Source organism: Paenibacillus illinoisensis NBRC 15959 (assembly GCF_004000925.1).
Classification (GTDB): domain Bacteria; phylum Bacillota; class Bacilli; order Paenibacillales; family Paenibacillaceae; genus Paenibacillus; species Paenibacillus illinoisensis.
This window is the reverse complement of the sequence record NZ_BIME01000004.1, coordinates 491036-510623: the sequence shown is the minus strand read 5'-3', so window position 1 is coordinate 510623 and position 19588 is coordinate 491036. Positions and strand designations below refer to the sequence as shown.

22 protein-coding genes and 1 riboswitch are annotated in these 19588 nt (G+C 48.0%); of the genes, 2 read left to right on the top strand and 20 right to left on the bottom strand.

The window, feature by feature from the left end; translation table 11 throughout:
• Positions 1 to 21: 21 nt before the first annotated feature.
• From ribD to PIL01S_RS13705, 7 genes are all read right to left on the bottom strand, one after another.
• On the bottom strand, positions 22 to 1125 hold the full coding sequence (gene ribD, locus PIL01S_RS13735) for a bifunctional diaminohydroxyphosphoribosylaminopyrimidine deaminase/5-amino-6-(5-phosphoribosylamino)uracil reductase RibD (RefSeq protein ID WP_164764229.1): 1104 nt from the start codon (positions 1123 to 1125) through the stop codon (positions 22 to 24).
• A gap of 361 nt (positions 1126 to 1486) precedes the next feature.
• A riboswitch (FMN riboswitch) is annotated at positions 1487 to 1651 on the bottom strand.
• A gap of 155 nt (positions 1652 to 1806) precedes the next feature.
• Positions 1807 to 2238 carry a peptidylprolyl isomerase gene (locus PIL01S_RS13730; protein WP_095290511.1) on the bottom strand — a complete coding sequence of 144 codons (432 nt, stop codon included), beginning with the start codon at positions 2236 to 2238 and terminating at the stop codon, positions 1807 to 1809.
• A 214-nt stretch (positions 2239 to 2452) separates the two neighbouring features.
• Positions 2453 to 3784, bottom strand: a complete 1332-nt coding sequence (gene lysA / locus PIL01S_RS13725; RefSeq protein ID WP_127537962.1) for a diaminopimelate decarboxylase — start codon at positions 3782 to 3784, stop codon at positions 2453 to 2455.
• Positions 3785 to 3891: 107 nt separating this feature from the next.
• Positions 3892 to 5499 (bottom strand): spore germination protein, encoded by a 1608-nt coding sequence (locus PIL01S_RS13720; RefSeq protein ID WP_127537994.1) that lies wholly within the window; start codon positions 5497 to 5499, stop codon positions 3892 to 3894.
• A gap of 86 nt (positions 5500 to 5585) precedes the next feature.
• Positions 5586 to 6014, bottom strand: coding sequence for a stage V sporulation protein AB (locus PIL01S_RS13715; protein WP_164764228.1), 429 nt, complete (start codon positions 6012 to 6014; stop codon positions 5586 to 5588).
• Positions 5995 to 6651, bottom strand: a complete 657-nt coding sequence (locus tag PIL01S_RS13710) for a stage V sporulation protein AA (RefSeq protein ID WP_127537960.1) — start codon at positions 6649 to 6651, stop codon at positions 5995 to 5997. Before PIL01S_RS13710 ends, PIL01S_RS13715 begins: the two co-directional genes overlap by 20 nt.
• A 355-nt stretch (positions 6652 to 7006) precedes the next feature.
• Complete coding sequence (locus PIL01S_RS13705) at positions 7007 to 7918, bottom strand: helix-turn-helix transcriptional regulator (protein WP_127537959.1); 912 nt, start codon at positions 7916 to 7918, stop codon at positions 7007 to 7009.
• Positions 7919 to 8026: 108 nt separating this feature from the next.
• Between PIL01S_RS13705 and PIL01S_RS13700 the strand changes: the two genes are divergently transcribed.
• The gene (locus tag PIL01S_RS13700) at positions 8027 to 8974 is read left to right on the top strand and encodes an EamA family transporter (protein ID WP_127537958.1); all 948 of its coding nucleotides are present in this window, start codon (positions 8027 to 8029) and stop codon (positions 8972 to 8974) included.
• 73 nt (positions 8975 to 9047) lie between these two features.
• On the opposite strand, the gene sigF is transcribed toward PIL01S_RS13700, so the two are convergent.
• The 12 genes from sigF to PIL01S_RS13640 form a co-directional block, all read right to left on the bottom strand.
• On the bottom strand, positions 9048 to 9803 hold the full coding sequence (gene sigF, locus PIL01S_RS13695) for an RNA polymerase sporulation sigma factor SigF (protein ID WP_127537957.1): 756 nt from the start codon (positions 9801 to 9803) through the stop codon (positions 9048 to 9050).
• A gap of 11 nt (positions 9804 to 9814) precedes the next feature.
• A complete protein-coding gene (spoIIAB, locus tag PIL01S_RS13690; RefSeq protein WP_095290499.1) occupies positions 9815 to 10270 on the bottom strand; it encodes an anti-sigma F factor in 456 nt (151 codons plus the stop codon).
• Complete coding sequence (gene spoIIAA, locus PIL01S_RS13685; protein WP_036663380.1) at positions 10267 to 10620, bottom strand: anti-sigma F factor antagonist; 354 nt, start codon at positions 10618 to 10620, stop codon at positions 10267 to 10269. The genes spoIIAB and spoIIAA overlap by 4 nt, the downstream gene beginning before the upstream one ends.
• A gap of 142 nt (positions 10621 to 10762) precedes the next feature.
• On the bottom strand, positions 10763 to 11884 hold the full coding sequence (locus PIL01S_RS13680; protein WP_246058254.1) for a D-alanyl-D-alanine carboxypeptidase family protein: 1122 nt from the start codon (positions 11882 to 11884) through the stop codon (positions 10763 to 10765).
• Positions 11885 to 12137: 253 nt separating this feature from the next.
• Entirely contained in the window at positions 12138 to 12359 is a 222-nt protein-coding gene (locus PIL01S_RS13675) for a hypothetical protein (protein WP_127537955.1), read from the bottom strand.
• 187 nt (positions 12360 to 12546) lie between these two features.
• The gene (locus PIL01S_RS13670) at positions 12547 to 13371 is read right to left on the bottom strand and encodes a purine-nucleoside phosphorylase (protein ID WP_127537954.1); all 825 of its coding nucleotides are present in this window, start codon (positions 13369 to 13371) and stop codon (positions 12547 to 12549) included.
• A 182-nt stretch (positions 13372 to 13553) separates the two neighbouring features.
• Positions 13554 to 14444 carry a tyrosine recombinase gene (locus tag PIL01S_RS13665; RefSeq protein ID WP_127537953.1) on the bottom strand — a complete coding sequence of 297 codons (891 nt, stop codon included), beginning with the start codon at positions 14442 to 14444 and terminating at the stop codon, positions 13554 to 13556.
• A gap of 74 nt (positions 14445 to 14518) precedes the next feature.
• Positions 14519 to 14761, bottom strand: coding sequence for a DUF4227 family protein (locus PIL01S_RS13660; RefSeq protein WP_127537952.1), 243 nt, complete (start codon positions 14759 to 14761; stop codon positions 14519 to 14521).
• Positions 14762 to 14928: 167 nt separating this feature from the next.
• The gene (gene fur, locus PIL01S_RS13655) at positions 14929 to 15396 is read right to left on the bottom strand and encodes a ferric iron uptake transcriptional regulator (RefSeq protein ID WP_024630961.1); all 468 of its coding nucleotides are present in this window, start codon (positions 15394 to 15396) and stop codon (positions 14929 to 14931) included.
• 108 nt (positions 15397 to 15504) lie between these two features.
• Positions 15505 to 16134 carry a stage II sporulation protein M gene (spoIIM, locus tag PIL01S_RS13650; RefSeq protein WP_127537951.1) on the bottom strand — a complete coding sequence of 210 codons (630 nt, stop codon included), beginning with the start codon at positions 16132 to 16134 and terminating at the stop codon, positions 15505 to 15507.
• A 133-nt stretch (positions 16135 to 16267) separates the two neighbouring features.
• Positions 16268 to 17485: an endonuclease Q family protein gene (locus PIL01S_RS13645; protein ID WP_371859955.1), complete on the bottom strand. Its 1218-nt coding sequence runs from the start codon at positions 17483 to 17485 to the stop codon at positions 16268 to 16270.
• The gene (locus tag PIL01S_RS13640; protein WP_127537949.1) at positions 17485 to 18069 is read right to left on the bottom strand and encodes an NUDIX hydrolase; all 585 of its coding nucleotides are present in this window, start codon (positions 18067 to 18069) and stop codon (positions 17485 to 17487) included. The genes PIL01S_RS13645 and PIL01S_RS13640 overlap by 1 nt, the downstream gene beginning before the upstream one ends.
• A 119-nt stretch (positions 18070 to 18188) precedes the next feature.
• On the opposite strand from PIL01S_RS13640, the gene mciZ reads away from it, so the two are divergent.
• Entirely contained in the window at positions 18189 to 18323 is a 135-nt protein-coding gene (gene mciZ / locus PIL01S_RS13635) for a Z-ring formation inhibitor MciZ (protein ID WP_127537948.1), read from the top strand.
• 129 nt (positions 18324 to 18452) lie between these two features.
• On the opposite strand, the gene PIL01S_RS13630 is transcribed toward mciZ, so the two are convergent.
• Entirely contained in the window at positions 18453 to 19586 is a 1134-nt protein-coding gene (locus PIL01S_RS13630) for a M20/M25/M40 family metallo-hydrolase (protein ID WP_127537947.1), read from the bottom strand.
• Positions 19587 to 19588: the final 2 nt, after the last annotated feature.

Sequence of the window (19588 nt, the reverse complement as noted above, 5' to 3'; positions counted from 1 at the left end):
TTGCCTTGTTCATTCGATCCGTTATTCAGGCCAGACAGGGATTCCGCCAATACTGATATTATCTCCAACTTGCTCAATTTCCAGCTGATTCAATTGAATGGCCTGACTCATGCGCTCCACCCCTTCAAATCGGAAGCTTCCCGGTGTGTCGTATCCGCCCACAATCTTTGGAGCGATAAACATCAACAGCCGATCGACCAATTTGGCTTCCAGCATGGCGCCATTCAATGTGCCTCCGCCTTCAAGCAGGATGGAGCCGATTTCCCGTTCTCCCAGCTTGCTAAGCGCACTCAGCAAATCCACACGTGGTCCTGGACCACAGCGAATAATTTCTACACCGTAGGCTTCCAGACGTTCGGCCGCCTCAGGGCTCGCCTCATCGGTCGTAAGTACCCATGTCGGTGCTAGTCCATCCTTGACCATCTTGGCTCCAACCGGGAGACGCAGCTTCGAATCGACAACAATTCGCACAGGACTGATCCCTTCCACTTGGAGGCGAGTGGTCAGCTCCGGATTGTCTGCAATAACCGTATCTACACCAACCATGATGCCCTGATGACGATGGCGGAGTGCATGTACGATTTCCCGTGCGGGTTCGTTGGAGATCCATTTGCTGTCTCCGCTGCGGGTTGCAATTTTACCATCCAGCGTGGATGCCGTTTTTAAGGTGACAAACGGCAAACCGGTGGTAATGTACTTAATGAATTTTTCATTCAGACGTCTTCCGCGCTCACGCAGAACGCCAACTTCAACCTCAATGCCTTGTTGACGCAGCATACTGATTCCTCTGCCGGATACCTGCGGATTTGGATCCTCACAACACACCACGACACGCTTCACTTTCTCGTGAATCAAACGTTCGCTGCATGGCGGCGTCTTGCCATAGTGGCTGCACGGCTCCAACGTAACATAGACCGTACTGCCCTCAGCATCGCTGCCAGCCATATTCAATGCGTGTACCTCCGCATGGCCCGTACCCCGCTTAAGATGACTTCCAAGACCTACAACCCGGCCTTCTTTTACAACAACACATCCGACGACAGGGTTAATCCCCGTTTGCCCTTGTGCACGTTCTGCCATATCCAACGCAAGCCCCATATAAAATTCATCATTGATCATTTCCAAGTCCGGTCACCCCACGGTTAGAATCTTAGATTATAGGCCTCCCATCGAGCAAAGAGGCGGTTATACCATATCCAAATAAAAAATCCCCACTCGAACTATCGTTCGGGTAGGGATGATGAGAGACATGTGTCACCAGCAGGATGTCGTTGATACGATTGCCAACAGCACTCCGCCATAATTCCATTTCAGGCAAGTGAAAGCAAACACATACCTAAAGAACACAATTACAGGTAAAGAGCTTCTATGATGTGGCATATGTATGGAAACCGCCGGATAACCGACATTCCCTGCACAGAAATAAAACCTCGTCTCATGCTGTGCAGCAACGCATCTGCGGAATGCAGTCCAAATAGGGCTGCACCCTCTCCTTCTCCCATCCAGACTATACTGTCGGTTCTGGAATTGCACCAGATCAGCCATCTGCCACAGGCAGACAGGTCACGGACTTTGCAACAGTGCTGGATATATATCCTCACACAGGTGCATCACCGCCGGTAGGGAATTGCACCCTGCCCTGAAGGATCGCTTTCGTTATTAATTGGATGTTAGCACTTTAACACCGAAAAATCAATTGTTTTTTGTTCCTTTTTGTCACATACTAACTTTTAATAAGCAAAAGGATATAAAAAAACCGCTTCGTCTTATCAACGAAACGGCCATTTTTATCGATTAGGATAACGATTAAACTTCTACGACTTCAACAGTTTCCATTTTGTCGCGACCTTCGAAAGCATCTACGAACTCCATACCTTTGGTTACTTTACCAAATACGGTATGTTGTCCATCCAGATGCGGCTGTGGCTGGTAGCAGATGTAGAACTGGCTTCCACCTGTGTTACGGCCTGCATGTGCCATTGCAAGTGTTCCGCGCTCATGTTTGTTCGGGTTGATCTCACAGTTGATTGTGTATCCTGGGCCACCTGCACCCGTTCCGTTAGGGCATCCGCCTTGTGCGACGAAGCCTGGAATTACGCGGTGGAATACAAGACCGTTGTAGAAGCCGGAGTTAGCCAGTTTCTCAAAGTTTGCCACTGTGTTTGGAGCTTCTTGATCGAACAGGTCGATTAGAACTTCTCCGCCGTTTGCCATTTTGATTTTCGCTTGTTTCGCCATATGTAAATGACTCCTTTCGTATTGACCATCGTTAGTGGTGCCATCCTGCATGACCCTGGGCCAAGCTTTATAGCACTTTTCTTAGTGTACACCGAAATGAGTCCAACCGCAAAATAAACCGCAATTTTTTTCGAAAATGTTGGGTCTAAAGGCAAAAAAAAGACAAAAAGGAATGTTCCTTTTTGTCTTTTTTACTATTTCGTATTTCTTAACATTAACGGGTTACAGGCTGTTTAGCGATACGCTCAGGCACGAGGTCATTCTGAATGATGTCCTGGTACGTTTCGCGACGTACAACAACATCACCTTGGCCGTCTTTAACAAACACGACTGCCGGACGGCGAATTCGGTTATAGTTGCTTGCCATGGAGTAGTTGTACGCACCTGTGCAGGCAACGGCAAGCAGATCCCCGCTCTGAACTTTAGGCAGGTCCAGATCCCAGATCAACATATCGCCGCTCTCGCAGCATTTGCCGGCAATCGACACGGTCTCCTGAGCAGACTCATTAGCGCGGTTGGCGAGTACAGCTTCATATTTGGATTCATACAGTGCTGGACGCGGGTTGTCCGTCATCCCGCCATCAACTGCAACATATTTGCGCACACCAGGGATATCTTTGCTCGTACCAACGGTGTATAGTGTCGTACCTGCTTCACCAACAATACTGCGGCCTGGTTCTACCCAGATTTCAGGAACGTCATATCCAATTTGGGCAAAGTGATTTTTAACAGCATCCGTGATGGCTTTTACATACTGAGCCACTTCAAGCGGAGTATCCCCTTCTGTATAGCGGATACCGAATCCACCGCCCAGGTTAACCACTTTGAACGCTACGTTAATACGTTCATATACACTCGCAGCGAATTCAGCTACACGCTGAATCGCCATTTGGAAACCTTCCACCTCAAAAATCTGAGAACCGATGTGGGAGTGCACACCCAGCAATACCAGGTTGGACTGTTTGGAAGCGAGCTCAATCGCTTCAAATGCCGTTCCGTTACCGATATCGAATCCAAATTTCGAATCCGTTTGACCTGTGGAAATATATTCATGCGTATGCGCCTCAACACCAGGCGTCACACGAAGCAGAATGTTCACTTGACGATTTTTCTCGGCAGCTACAGCCTGCAGCAAGTGCAATTCATTGAAGTTATCCACAACGAAGCAGCCGATCTCGGCATCAAGTGCCATTTCGATCTCTTCCAATGTTTTGTTATTGCCGTGGAAATGAATGCGTTCAGCAGGGAATCCTGCTTGCAGTGCTGTAAACAGTTCACCGTCCGAAACCACATCCAGTGAGAGCCCTTCTTCCGCAGCAAGAGCACACATCGCCATAACGCAAAACGCTTTGCTTGCATATGCAACTTGGAAACCAAGTCCAGAAGCACGGAATGCATCCATGTATTCTCTGCAGCGATCGCGAACCAATTGCTCGTCCACAACATACAGTGGTGTTCCAAATTGTTCTTTCAAGTCCGTTGCATCTACTCCGCCAATTTCCAGATGGCCATGAGCATTTATTTTACTTGTACCATGTAAATACATAATCAGCATTCCTCACTTTTTTATATACTGGAACAGCTTCTTCTATTCCAATGATTTTACACCAGTATATCAAATTCGTCAGCGAGAAGAATGGATTTTTAGGCAGATCATTTGTGTTTTTTACTTTTTCGCTTTTCACCGTCCGGATCGTCGGACATTTTGGTGTTATCTCTTGTTTTGTTGAATGATGGACGTTTCTTACTTTCAAGCAGAGGCATACGGAACAGGAAGTTCCCCAGGGCCTTTGCATTAAAAGGTATAAACGGCCATAAGTAAGAGGAATTATAGGATCGGTGTATAGTCAGCGCTATAACAAGCAGTGTTGTACCTACCACAAACCCCGGCACCTTAAAAATGGCAACAGCGATCAGCAGAAACAGCCTTACCAGCCGATTCGCAAGCCCAAGCTCATAGCTTGGTGTCGCAAACATACCGATGGCAGCAATAGCCATGTACAGAACGACCTCATTGACAAAATATCCTGTTTTTACAGCGATATCCCCGACCAATATGGCTGCAATCAAGCCCATTGCCGATGCAAGAGGTGTAGGAGTATGAACTGCCGCCATACGTAACAAATCGACCCCAAGCTCAATTAACAGGAACTGCAAAATGATGGGCAGCTTCACATTCTCTTGTGGACCAATAAAATCCAGTCCCGCCGGTTTGAGCGCAGGATCAATCACCATCAGCATCCAGAGCGGCAGCAAAAACAATGAGATTAATATGCCAGCAAAGCGGACCCAACGCAAGTAAGTCCCCATAAACGCAGTCTGTCTGTTCTCTTCTGCATGTTCACACAGATCGAAGAAGGTTGTAGGCAAAATCATCACACTTGGCGATGTATCGACGAAAATGACGACCCTGCCCTCAAGCAGATGAGATGCCGTAACATCGGGCCGTTCCGAGTAGCGCACCAGAGGGAAAGGATTCCATCCCTTATTGATAATCGCTTCCTCCAGCTGTTTATCTGCTGCCGGTATACCATCGATATCTACCCGTTTGATTTTTTCGCGGACCGAATCCACCTGCACTTTATCGACGATATCATCGATGTACACCACGCAAACATCGGTTTGAGTTCTCCGGCCCACTTGCATGATCTCGAACTTCAATCCAGGGTCGCGAATCCTGCGTCTCACCAAAGTCACGTTGGTCAGAAGTGTTTCGGTAAAGCCGTCCCTTGACCCCCGGACAACTCGTTCGAGAGAAGGTTCTTCGGGTGAGCGAACCGGATAACTCCGGGTATCCATCACTAATACAGAGCGGTCCCCTTCAACAAACAAAGCACTCATACCCGTAAGAACCTTGTTGATGACAGCACTCATTTTATCGACTTTCTCTACCTGGATATGTGGAATGTAGCAATCGAAATACGACTTAAGCGCATGGCCTGATATTTGATCAGGAGTAAGGTATGTCAGCCTTTTCAAGACTTCCAGCAAAATTTCGTCTTTTGCAAATCCCGTCAGCATCAATAATCCAACATTTTTGCCTCCCAGGACCATCTCTCTCATATTGACATCAAAGGACTCCCCGAGACCCAAAACCTGCTTCAATGTATACTTGTTCTCACTCATGCGAGCGGAGATATCATCCCTATCCTGCCAGTACTGTACCGATTCTTCAACACTATCGGACATCTCATCCTGCTTCTTTTTTTCGTACGCCCTGCGCTCCTCTTCCTTTTGAATTTCATAAGGCGTCTTGTGCATCAGCTCTTCGGGTACTCCCTCACCTGAACCATGTCCAGCATTGTCAGATCTCACATCCATTTTCTTTCCTCCTTCGATTCCTTGACCTAACGCTGATATACAAAAAAGTCAAACAAGGAACCTGTCATTTTGCCCAAAATCATGGCCAGCAGCAGTCCAAACAAATACGATTTCATGCCCAGACGTTTAGCAAGTACTGGCAGCACATTTAATACCTCGGTCAGTGCCGCGGCAAGCAGGCCGATAAACACACCGCAAAAGCACCCAATTATTGGACTCAGGATCAATATTCCATGTACCTTCCAATGCCAGAAATCAGCAATGGTTCCAACGAGCGACCCTCCGATCAATGCTCCTTCATACCAATGCGTTTTGTCATAAGAACGGGTGAGCTGCGCCAATCTGGGGATCATATCAAGCACGAGAATGAGGGCGATCACGCCGCTTCCTACGGCAACTCCTCCCGCAATCCCAAGTACAATACTGATCGCTCCATTAAGAACGCTCATCGGCATTCATCTCCCCATGTTCCTGCTCATGCATTCGTTCGGTTTCCTCAATGACGACAAACTTGTCTACATTTTGCTGATATAAAAACATTTCCACTTCAAGCGGAGTAGGTTCCTCATTCCACTTTTTCTTAAATAAATGATTAAAGAATACAGCCATACCAAACCCGATTCCGATGGAGTATGCCACCTGAAACAAATAAGGATGCTCGTCCCGGCGACCCGTTATCATTTCCACGATTCGAATCTGAACTTCCTGCATGTTCACATCTGCATGGAAATTCATGATGGTCAGGGCCGATCCAAAGAACAACAGCAGCCAGACCAGGATGAACAGCGATTTTGAAGGTTTGCCCGTTCCCGCAATGACCTCAACCAGCGTATGCCCCGAACCAATGAGTTCGACGGTAACTTCCGGCAGCATGCGCCGTATCTGAGGGATGATCTGCAAAATGTCAATCAGGATCAGATTGCCGTCCTCCGGTCCCGGGCGCAGCAGTTCAAGCTCAAGCAGCCTTCGTTCCCCATCTTCCGGAGAGGTTAACACATGAGCGATATCACCAAGCTTGACGCCTCTGCCCCTCTGGATGCGAATACGGCTGCGCAGACGAATATAGACCGTTGGAGTGGGTGTCAGAGACATCCGAAACACTCCTTTACTGCGTAATTTAGGTTAGTATTTGAAGAATGTGCAAATTTATTACATTCGGGTTGGAAAAAGGTCGTGGGACAAGCAGATGCTCCGGAATGGATCGGTCACTGGCCGCTGTTATCCCCGGATTTCTTGATCACTCCTTTTCAAGGAGGAAATCCGGTGCTAAAGGCGAGCGCTTCGCTCCCTTGACCGATTCCATCCCTCCGCTGCACGTGTCCTCGCTTTCCAGAAGAATATAATAAATATGCTGGGAAGTGGCAGAAGGAAGGTGAACAAACAACCTATTTCTCAACAAAAAAAGCCGCCATGTGGCGACTGGACTGGAAAACTGGCAGAAAAACGCTCAATTGTTTCGTTCCTCTTGTTTCTTCTCAGCGAGCTCTCTTCTGAATCGTAGAGGCGTCTTTTTCATGCTTTTCCGAAACTGGTTAATGTAATAGCTCGTGCTGTTAAAACCGACCTCATACGCGATTTCGGTGATGCTGCGGTCGGAGAGCCGCAGAAGTTCAATGCTTTTCTGGATCCGGTAATCCATAACATATTGCATGGGTGTAGTTCGCAGGATTTGCTTAAAATACCGACATGTCTCCGATCGGCTTAACTGTCCCATCCTTGCAATATCCTCCAACCTGACCGGATCGGCATAGTTCAGATGAATCCACTGCAGCATATCCTTCAATCTTCTGCTCCTGGTCATCTCGGATGCATCATGCTCCAACGCATATCCGTTCTTAATGAGAAGCGTCCACATATCCAGCAGCGCTGAAGCAACCTTCAATTCGTAATAAGGCGCTTGACTCACAAGCTCCGTTCTAATTAACCTGATGGCCTCCAAAATCCGTGCTCCCCAGGCAATGCCCCCAGCTATATAGAGAAAAGGCAAATTGGTAGCCGTTATATAGGGGTGCACATACTTTACGTACAGATCTGAAGGCGCTGCAAGTTGGGGCGTCAAATTCAGACATAGATAGATGCAGTTATTGTTCCCTCCATGATCTTCGGCCATATGCAGAACTCCACTGTTAATAAAAATGCCATCACCTTTGGATACACGAATTATTTGGTCGTTAATATGTAACAACACTGTCCCCTGGAGAACCGCAACAAACTGCAATTCATCATGCCAGTGCAGGGGGATGTGTCCGTGTATATTATTCATAATGGTTGTTTCATAACAGGCAACAGGTAAATTTTCGGTCCGATGCTTCGTCATTTCCTTCAAATTTTGATCAATGATAAATTCAGTCTTTTGCATAAGCCTCATCTCAATATATTTATAATTTTACGTGTAATATTGATATTAATATATCGCATTTCTCCTTAATATAGCACTATTCTTATATTTAAGGTGAGGCGATCAAGAGTGACAACATCTGCAAGTTCCAAGCTATCGGGTATCCTGCTCGTTCTAACAGGGGCCATCTGCTGGGGGATCGGAGGAACCGTATCCCAAAAACTGTTTCAACTGGATGGTATTGAAGTCAATTGGTATGTAACTGTTCGATTGCTGAGCGCGGGTACCCTGCTTCTGGTTATTCAATCTTTTACACACAGTAGATCTCAGATTATTGATGTATGGAGAAATAAAAAGACAGCTGTACAACTGATCCTATTTGGATTAGCAGGTATGCTAGCCGTACAGTATACGTATATGGCTTCTATTAAACACGGCAACTCCGCGGTTGCCACTCTCCTACAGTACCTTTCCCCCATCATGATCATGACTTACATCGCACTGCGGAAGCAGTCGGCGCTCACGCGCAAGGACCTTGCATGCGGAATCCTCGCACTCCTGGGCTGTTTTCTACTGCTGACGAATGGCTCGGTTACGCAGTTATCTGTCTCCTGGCTTGCGGTGATCTGGGGGTTATTGTCCGGGGTAGCCGCTGCATTCTATACACTTTATGCTGTACAGCTGATTAAGAAATTTGACTCACTTGTTATCGTTGGCTGGGCCATGATTATTGGTGGTCTGGGCCTTAGTTTGATTCACCCGCCATGGAAAGCGAACTTTGCCAGCATCTCTACTGAAACATACGGGTATCTGGTATTTACGATTATCTTCGGGACGATGATTGCTTTTTGGTTCTACATTGCGAGTTTAAAAAGCCTTACACCCAAGGAGACCAGCCTGCTTGGAAGTGCTGAACCTCTGGCTGCCGTTGCTACAACCGTCGTATGGCTCCATGAACCCTTTGGTTTCTATCAATGGCTGGGTACAGCCTGTATTATCGGGTTGATTCTGGTCATGCAATACAATCGCTCAGGATCATCTAAACGGTCGAACGACAAACAACCTCACTCGCGTTAGGTGCGCGATGAAAGGTTGTTAGTTGTCGTATATTGGCGATTCGGTAACCGTGTTGGAGTCCGCACTCCACCATCTACTGCGCGATCTGATCGCGAATCGATTGTAGTATCTTTTTCTCCAGCCGGGAAACCTGAACTTGAGAAATCCCCAGCCTAGTAGCGACCTCCGACTGCGTCTGATCCCTGTAATACCGTAGATAAACGATCAGTCGTTCCCGCTCACTAAGGCCGCCGATCGCTTCATTGAGCGCCAGCTTATCAAACCAGCGTTCCTGAGATTCGTCGGCAATCTGGTCCATCAATGTAATCGGATCCCCGTCGTTCTCAAACACGGTCTCATGAATAGACGTCGGCGGTTTGTTCGCTTCCTGGGCAAAAACAACCTCCTCCGGGGTCACCCCCAGCTGTTCAGCCACTTCCTTGATCGTTGGCAGACGGTCAAGGTGTTTGGACAGTTCGTCCCTTTTTTTGCGGACTTTATTCGCCATTTCCTTCAGGGAACGACTAACCTTGAGGGTTCCGTCATCCCGCAGGAAACGTTGAATCTCTCCGATGATCATCGGTACCGCATAGGTAGAGAACTTCACATCATAACTAAGGTCGAATTTGTCCACCGATTTGAGCAGGCCGATACAACCAATCTGGAACAGATCCTCCGGTTCATATCCCCTGTTCATAAAACGCTGGACGACAGACCAGACGAGTCTGATGTTGCAGTTCACCAGCGTATCCCGTGCGACATGGTCACCCGACTGACTGAGCGCAATCAGCCGTTTGACCTCGGCATCGTCCAAATAGGTCTGTGAAGATGGTTTCACTTCAGCATCCATTAGACCAACCCCTAATTATACATTGCTTTCTTGGATTCAATCCTCTTCTTCATCTTGATGGAGGTGCCTCTGCCGGGCTCGCTGCTGACTTCGAATTCATCCATGAAGTTTTCCATAATGGTGAAGCCCATGCCCGACCGCTCAAGTTCGGGTTTGGACGTATATAGCGGCTGTTTGGCCAGTTCCAGGTCTTCAATTCCTTCTCCGCGATCTTCCACAATAATTGTAATCATGTCTTCGCGAATTTGCGCCTGAATGGACACGACACCCTCGGGATTGTTGTTATACCCGTGGATGATACTGTTCGTCACGGCTTCCGAGACAACCGTCTTCAAATCGCTGAGCTCGTCCATTGTGGGATCAAGCTGGGAGATAAATGCCGCGACAGTCACCCTTGCGAACGATTCGTTCTCCGACTTGGCCGCAAATTGCAAATTCATGAAATTTGTTCCCGTACCTTCACTCATGAGACGACCTCCAGACCCGAGAGAGCTGTTCCCTCATTTTCGTAAATCGGCATGATCTTGAACAAACCCGACATTTCCAGCAAACGATAGACCGGCGGATTAACATCACATACAACCATCTTGCCGCCTTTATTTTTAATGAGTTTGTATCTGCCCAATATGACACCCAGACCCGAACTGTCCATGAATTGAAGATCTTTCAGGCTAAGCACCAGATGTTCACACTGTCTGCGTTGGATGGCCTCATCCATTTGCATTCGAACCATATCGGCTGTATGGTGATCCAGCTCCCCGGATAATCGCACAATCAGAATCCCGCGGTGATGTTCCATTTCCACATGCAAGTTCACGTTTGCTCACTCTCCTCCCAGTCTTGAACAAGGATTTCTACGTTTCCGAAGGCTTTTCCTGCCCCCCGACAAAACTAGAAGAAAACCCCTATTTAACTACAAAATACGTTCAAGGAATGTATGCAGAACGCGCAAATCGCGTTTAATCAAACAGGTTCGATGTTGTTCGTTTAAACAGCTTCCACCATCCAGCTTTATTCACATCCTGAGGGGCCTGGATATCGAACTCCTTGATGACCTCGTTTCCTTGGTACACGACAAGCTTGCCTACGCTCTGACCAGCCTTGACGGGTGCTTTCACTTCTTTTGCCATTAACAGCTCATGGCGGAACTCATCGGATTTGGCGCCTTTGCGCATCAGCACACTATAATTTTGCGTAGCCGTCAGCGGCAGCTCAGCGACTTCCCCTTTTTCAATTTTCAGACTGCCGAGCTGATCCCCTGCTTTGTACAAAGGTTTCATTGTGTATTGTCCGAACGCATAGTCGAACATCGAAGACACTTCAGCATTTCGAGTTTTCGTATTCGGTTCACCCAGCACTACTGCAACCGTACGCAGTCCGTCCTTCATAGCGGTAGCCGACAAGCAGAATTTGGCTTCTGATGTATAACCCGTTTTCAGACCGTCTGCGCCTGAGTAGAAACGGACCAGTTTATTGGTATTCACCAGCCAGAAGGGCTTTTCCGTATCTTTACGAAGGTAGTCCTGGTATGCTCCTGTGTATTTCGTAATGCCTGAATGTTTCAGCAGTTCACGGCTCATCAGCGCAATGTCATGTGCGGAAGAATAATGATTCTCCACTGGCAGTCCGTTACAATTGGCAAAGTGAGTATCTTTCATGCCGAGCTCTTTCGCCCGTTCATTCATCAGCTGTACAAAAGCTTCTTCTGATCCGGCAATTTTCTCTGCCATCGCAACAGATGCATCATTACCGGAAGCCATGGCGATTCCTTTCAACATGTCATCGACAGTCATCTCTTCGCCAGGTTCGAGGAAAATCTGTGAACCACCCATGGATGCAGCATATTCACTCGCTCTCACCTTATCCGTCAGCTTCAGCTTGCCGGAATCAATGGCTTCGATCGTCAGCAGCATGGTCATAATCTTTGTAATACTCGCCGGAGGCAGCTGATCATGACTGTTTTTCTCAAAAATAACTGTCCCCGTATCGGCATCCATCAAAATGGCAGAACGAGCTGACGGGGCAAGATCTGTCCCCCCTGCCGTTTTGGGTGCTTCTTCAGCCAGCACTGTTGATGCCATAAGGGGTAGCAAAATACATAGGGTCATGAACGATGCCATTATTCGTTTCTTCACTAGGGTTAACCTCCTCAAATGACTTGCTTACTGCATGCTCCATGCATGTACTGCTAATCATTGTCGGCGCGTTTACAGTAAATTATTCCATCCCATGAATGATTTCCCGAACTTTTTCTATTCTCAAACAAATGCACAAAAAAACGTGCCCCTACTGAAGAGAGAACACGTAAGTTACCCACGATACTTTAAGAGGGAATCATCCCCCTAAATCCCATGAATAGATATTCCAGAAGATAAGAAACGAAGTTAATACGACAGATATACGGATGTTCCACTTTGTCGGAGAGGTATAGGTTTGATAGATCATGATTAAAACGATAATGATGCTGGCAGCCAAAAACGCAATATTCGTTTTAACAAAGAAAAGCAGCAGCAGCACTCCAATATGTATGACTCCGATAAGACGGTCAATATTCATATCAAACCTCCTTACATCACATATAGATCGTTATAACTCCACTGAATGATTTTTCCTTAGGCAGAACATTTTCATGTTACTCTTTCTATATTTTCTGAATTTCACTTTTTTGTAAAAAAAATAAAAAAAGACAACCTCTTGAATGATCCCAAGGACCACCATAGGTTGTCTTAATGAAGCTTACGTTTTACATTTGCGGAATGACGGCTAGAACAAGCGCAAGGAATGATTCACGAACACGCTCAGTCGTTTCCATGACCTCATCATGGGACAACGGCTGATCAAGAATTCCGGCTGCCATGTTACTGATGCAGGAAATGCCGAGCACTTCCAGACCCGCATGACGTGCCACAATAACCTCGGATACCGTAGACATCCCCACCGCGTCTGCACCCAGCGTACGCAGCATCACGATCTCAGCAGGTGTCTCATAGTTAGGACCCAGCAAGCCTGCGTATACACCTTCACGCACATTAAAACCTTGCGAAGCCGCTGTATCTTTCGCCAGCCCGCGCAGACGGCGGCTGTAGGCTTCAGATAGGTCAGGGAAGCGCACGCCCATAGCCGGGTCATTAGGCCCGATCAACGGATTTTTGCCTGTCATATTCAAGTGATCCGAGATCAGCATCAGATCGCCTGGCTCGTACGAAGTGTTCACACCGCCGGCCGCGTTGGTTACGAGCAGTGAAGATACACCCAGTTCTTTCATGACACGTACAGGAAACGCTGTAAGCTCGGGGCCATATCCTTCGTACATATGGAACCGGCCTTTCATCATAACAACCGGACGGCCTTTAATGGTGCCGACCAGCAATTCCCCTTCATGCCCTTCTACCGTGGAGACCGGGAAGTGAGGAATATCCTGATAGGCAATACTTACGCCATCTTCGATCAGATCGGCCAGAATGCCAAGACCCGAACCCAAAATCAAACCGACTTCCGGCTTGATGGAGCTTTTGCTTTGAATGTAAGAAGCAGCTTCCTGAATCATTTGTTGATTTAATGCTGTCATTTCAAATGTTCCCCCTTGAGTTGAAACTTCCGTCTATGTCAGCTAGATGCATCGTTCAGGTATATTCCTCCTGACCGATGCACTCGCTTATGTATAACGGCGTTTAGATGTGTACAGTTTATTTTATCCTAAATCAGCTATATGTTCCGCATCTATTATTGAACTTTTAGCGTTAAAGCCAATTATTTTGCTCGCGGATGATGAGTTTCATAGATCTCCTTCATCGTTTTGCGGCCATGATTCCCATATTGTTGTCCTGCCTGCTCCACATGGCCCAGCATGTCCTGTACTGCACGAGTATCCGCCCCGCTAGCAATCAGGTGGGCCGCAAAGGAATGGCGCAGCGTGTGCGGCGTAATCTCTTCTGAAATCCCTGCATCCATCGCCGCTTTTTTGAGCAGCTTCCAGAAGCCCTGGCGGGTTAAACGTCTTCCGGACACGTTGACGAACAGGGCTTGCTCGTCCGAGTCTGTTTTGAGCAGGTGGTTACGAAAATCGTTAACATACACACTTGCCCAATGTGCTGCCGGTGCGCCAATCGGCAGAATCCGTTCTTTGCCTGCACCTCCGCAGCGAATAAACCGCATGCCCGGTTGAACATCCCGTATATCCAGTGCGATCAATTCCGAGACCCGAATACCGGTAGCATACAAAAGCTCAAGCATGGCACGATCACGCACCCCTTGGGCAGAGCGAGTATCGGGCGAGGCCAGAAGGAGTTCAATTTCATCCACCGTTAATACCTGTGGCGGCGTTTTGTCCGCTTTCGGAGCCTCGACATCAAACGTTGGGTCCTGCAGAATCTCGCCACGGCGCATTAAAAAATGAAAATAGGAACGCAAGGATACCACGCTGCGAGCAATGGTCGCATTGGCACGCCCCGCCTGCTTCAGCTTGCCGATAAACAAGATAACATGAGTACGACGCACCTGCCCTGCCTCACGAATACCGTATTCCTTATCTGCAAATTCGATGAACTTGTCCACGTCCCGAAGATACGACTCCAGCGTACTGCTTGACATCCCTTTATCTTCTTCCAAGTATAAGGCATAGGGGTGTATCGTCTGTCTCATGTACAACGCTCCTCATCTGACAGCATTGCCAAACTGGCAACCTGCTTCCGTATTTGCATCCCTGGCTGTCCGGACTACTCCCCATACCAATAAAACAAACGGAGTCTCTCCGCCAGCGTAAGACGTGCTTCTCCATTGCCTGGCCAAACCGTCTCCTGAAAGACTTTGACTGCATTTCCTGTGGGCATCTGATACTGATCCACAGGTGAGATCCAGCCGTTGAACAAATCCAGAACATGATAGAACAGATAAACCAATCCTGCAAAAACTATAATAAATCGTATAAAACGAAGCCCTTGGCGCAGTGAAATAATCATGGGTTGTCCCCCTCCTGGTTTGAATCCAATTCATCTAGAATCAGGGTATGACGACAAACGCAGGAATATGACATTTGAGATGACATCAGAGATAACCTCACATCATGTACTGGACCAAAAAAGCTCTCCCGTCAAAACCGCCGGTGAGAGCTTGAAGATATGCTATGTTATTCTTCATCTTTGGGCTTCTGGTCATTTTTAGCTTTGCAACGATAACAAATCCCATGAAAATCCAGTCGGTGATCTACTACCGAAAAGTTAAATTCCCGCTCCAGACGCTCTTCAAGCGGTCCAAGCCAGTCTTCACGTATTTCATCCATACTTCCGCATTGAACGCAAATTAAGTGATGATGGTGATGCTTGGATGTATCTCCGCGCAGATCATAACGCGCTACACCGTCGCCGAAGTTGATTTTCTCTACAACATGCAGCTCACTCAGCAGTTCGAGGGTACGGTACACGGTTGCCAGACCGATTTCGGGAGCTTTTTCTTTAACGAGCATGAATACGTCTTCCGCACTCAGATGATCTTCTTCATTCTCAAGAAGTACTCTTACGGTGGCTTCCCGCTGGGGCGTTAATTTATAACCTTGGGACTGTAGTTGCTGCTTAATTTTATCGATCCGTGCTTCCATTTTCTCCCTCCCCCTAGGAAATCACTGCACACTGCAACTTAACCCACTTCTTTCATTATAGGGGGAGTGCGTAATTAAAGTCAACATTTTACACTGTCCGTTACGGCGCTACGCCGGGAGCAGCATTGGCGTTACCCAGCGCATCATCGCAGGTGTTACCCAAGTTTCAAAAGACGCGACGCCTAACAGCAGTCCAGCCATAACCAGTGTCAGCAGCACATAAGAGGCAAACGGCCTTTGTCCACCCGGCGCCCGCTGCATGAGTACACGATTCCGAATGATATATAAGGAAAAGGTCATGGCCGACACACTGCAGATCAGCAATACCGGAATGACGAACAAATTATGCGGCGCGACGGATACCAGGGCAAACAGTAGCCCTTTCCAGGAATACTGTCCGACGAGATATCCAACGGTAAATCCGATCAGCACTCCTTTTAGAAAATCCAAAACCAATATACCCGGCAATCCGATGACGGACAGGCCCAGTATCCAGATAAGTCCAACCCATTTCAGATGTAGTATCGCTATATCCCAATAGGTTCCGGATTCGACGATCTGCCCGCTGTGCTGGACTGTCATGAAAAAATTGCCCAGATAGCCCTCCAGATCCTGACGCTGTTCAAGAGACAGGGCATTAACCATCAAGGCGCCAAAAATGACACCGACCAGAAACAAGACAGCTACAAATACATATAACGAGGTTTGACCTTTGAACGTGAAGTAGGAAGAACGCATACAGGAACGGGTCCCCTTTCCGGTTATCATGCTGCAGGATCTCTAAGAAATCCACACAGTCATTCTATGAACCGAAGTACGTGGGTATGACTCCTTGTCCCGATACGCGCCCTATACTTCCCTTCTACCTGTCTTAGTCCGTTTCCTTACCAGAGACCTTACCATAGGTTCCCCCGCCTCCGGATGACAACTCCAGTCGACCATTTCGAGCAGCAACGATAAGACTGGCCAGAACGGGTCCTACAACACTCGCAAGCTCCTCTTCACTTGTCCGATGAAGGACATTCATTTCGGTGCCGAAGTGTTCCAGAAGCTGACGCAGCTTTGCCTTGCCCAGTCCCGGGATAAACTCAAGCGGTACCTGATAGTGGTAAGGTGGCCTGAATTCTGGAACCTGAGGACTCTCCCGATCTGCTATGGCAAGTATACGATCCAGAACGCCCTGCACCAGCTTCGTACTGCCGCAATAGGGGCAGCGTTCCGCTGACATCGCCTGTTCATCCATGATGCTGCCACAGGCTGAGCAATACGTGCGGTGGTATTTGCCAAGCCTCGGGTTCAAGCCGTAATTGGCCTTGATACTTCTTCCAGCCTGCCCCTTCAATGCCATGCTGAATTCTTCAAATGAAGGATGGGCAATCTGCAGCTCATTATACTCGCGTCCGATTTTACCAAGGGAGTGTGCATCCGAATTGGTTAGAAAAGGGAACTGGTCAAGCTCCTGAATGTAGCTGGCCATAGATGAGTCTGAGCTTAATCCCAGCTCCACCGCATCAATCAGGCTTGTATCCAGCACATCTGCCATACGCGGAGACGTGCTGCCATAGATGCCTTTGTGAGGTGTAAAGGCATGTGCGGGCACGATGAGCCCGCCACGGGCTTTTATCTCGGCCTGCATTTCGAGGGATGAGACATATACCCGTTGTGAACTGAGATTCACATTTTTCATATAACGCTGCATCCACTCCGTAAATGACTTCATCGTTGTCAAATCACGAAAGTAGGCCAGCATGTGATATTCTCTCATCTCCGGTTCGCGCAGCTCGATTTCGGTACCGAGCAGAATCGTGGTGTCCTGGTAGGCAATGCCCCCATCCTTCAGCTCGGACATCGTACCAGTCTCAAGCAGCTGCTCGATATCCATCTGTACCACTGGTGAATGGCAGTCTATGACGCCGAGCAGATGAATTCCCTTGCGCTCTGACGCTTCACGAGCAATATTCTCGAAGGTCAGATCCCGGCTGCCACTGATTTTAACAGCTTCACCGCGGGACGTACGCCCAATGTGGATATGCAGGTCTGCGTAACAGGAATCCCACGTGTTAGACGTTGTCTGCTGATCTGCCATCATTAAAACCGCCCTGTTGTTCTGTACAGATCCCACGCATACACAGCCATCATCGTTTTGGCATCACTGATCCGGTTCTGATCCATGAGCTGATACGCTTCCTCAATCGTGATTTCAGATACTTCGAGAAATTCATCTTCATCCAGTGCCATGTCTCCGGCTTCGAGCTCCTCGGCAATATACAAGTGAATGATCTCGTCTGCGAAACCAGGTGATGTATAGAAAGAACGCAGATGACGCAGCGACTTGGCTGCATAGCCGGTTTCTTCCCGTAATTCACGAGCGGCCGCAACCTCCGGCTCTTCTCCCGGATCAAGTTTGCCTGCAGGTATTTCCACCTCGGTACGCCCCATCGCCTGACGATACTGATCAACCACCAGCATGCGATCCCCGTTCAAGGCAAGTACTGCTACCGCACCGGGGTGACGGATAATCTCACGTGAAGCTGTCTGTCCATTAGGCAGCTTGACCGTATCGACCTGAAGAGAAATGACTTTTCCTTCAAAGATTGGCTTCGTCGAGACTGTTACTTCATCGAGCTTGGGATTAGACGGGTGGTTAGAGCCCGTTTGGTTGGTAGGATTCATATGAGATCAACTCCACTTTTTAAGATTTTATATTCCCAATACGTATAATCCCCCGTTTTTTGGCATATCGTGAGCCTATAGCCTTTCGAGAAATATAAAACAAATCAGGGGGATATCCAATGAACAGTTATGTGACATCTCAATCGGTACATGTGGTCGGACAAGCAAGGCAAATCCAGCTTATACTCAAGCAATGGCTGCGTGAATGGGGCCCTGATGCCAAACTAAGTGAACTGATTGCGGGACGAAAGTAATCCTTGTTTACTTTCATTTCTCCCATGAAATATAACATGAATTCGCAAAAAGTCCGAATCCGATGCTAACCGGTTTCGGACTTTTACGTAGAAAGGTGCTTCCTTCCAAGTAAACACCTCCATATATGCTTACTTGCTGCCAGAAGCCGTCTCCTGAATGATGGCTACGACAACCTGGGACAGTTTAACGATATCTTCCGCACGAATGCGCTCTTTTGTCGTATGAATATCCTCATAACCTACAGCCAGATTGACGGTCGGAATGTTGAAGCCATTGAAGATGTTTGCATCACTGCCACCACCCGAAGCAAACGTACTTGTTTCCAGACCCAGGCCGCGAATCGCACGCTGCGCAAGCTGCACAATCTCATGCTCATCGTGGAACCCGAAGGCAGGATACAAAATCTCGCTGCGGAATTCGGCTGTGGCACCGTATTTACGGCAGGTTGTTTCAAGAGCTTCACGCATCTGAGCAATTTGCTTTTCCACTTTTTCCTGCACGATACTGCGTGCTTCCGCTTCAATCTGTACAAAATCACACACAACGTTCAGTGCAGATCCGCCCTGAAACTTGCCAATATTCGCTGTGGTCTCATCATCAATCCGTCCCAGTGTCATTGCTGCAATGGCCTTCGCCGCCACTTGGATGGCACTGATGCCGTCTTCGGGGTTCACACCTGCATGTGCAGATTTCCCATAAATGTTCATCTGAATCTCGGCTCTCGCCGGGGCAGCCACACAAATTGTTCCCACTGCACCATTGGAATCAAGTGCATAACCGAATTCAGCCTCAATATTTTTTGGATTCATTGCACGGGCACCGACCAGACCGGATTCTTCGCCAACGGTAATGACGAACTGAATTTTCCCGTGTGGAACCTTGTTCTCCTGGATCGCCCGAATCGCTTCAAGCAGAGCAGCAATACCTGCCTTGTCGTCTGCTCCGAGGATCGTTGTTCCATCGCTGCGAATCCAACCATCTTCCCCAAGCTCGGGTTTAATTCCCTGTCCAGGAGTTACAGTATCCATGTGGCAGGTAAAAAAGATCGGCGCTGCCTCCGGTGCACCATCCGCTTCCCAGGTAACAATCAGGTTACCTGCTCCATGCCCGGTTTTCTCCATGGTGTCGTCCTCATATATGCTGAGACCCAGCTGGGTAAACTGTTCCTTCAATACGTTGGAGATGTTATGTTCATTCTTCGTTTCACTGTCGATCTGCACCAGTTCCATAAACTGATGTACAACACGTTCCTGTTTAATCATAG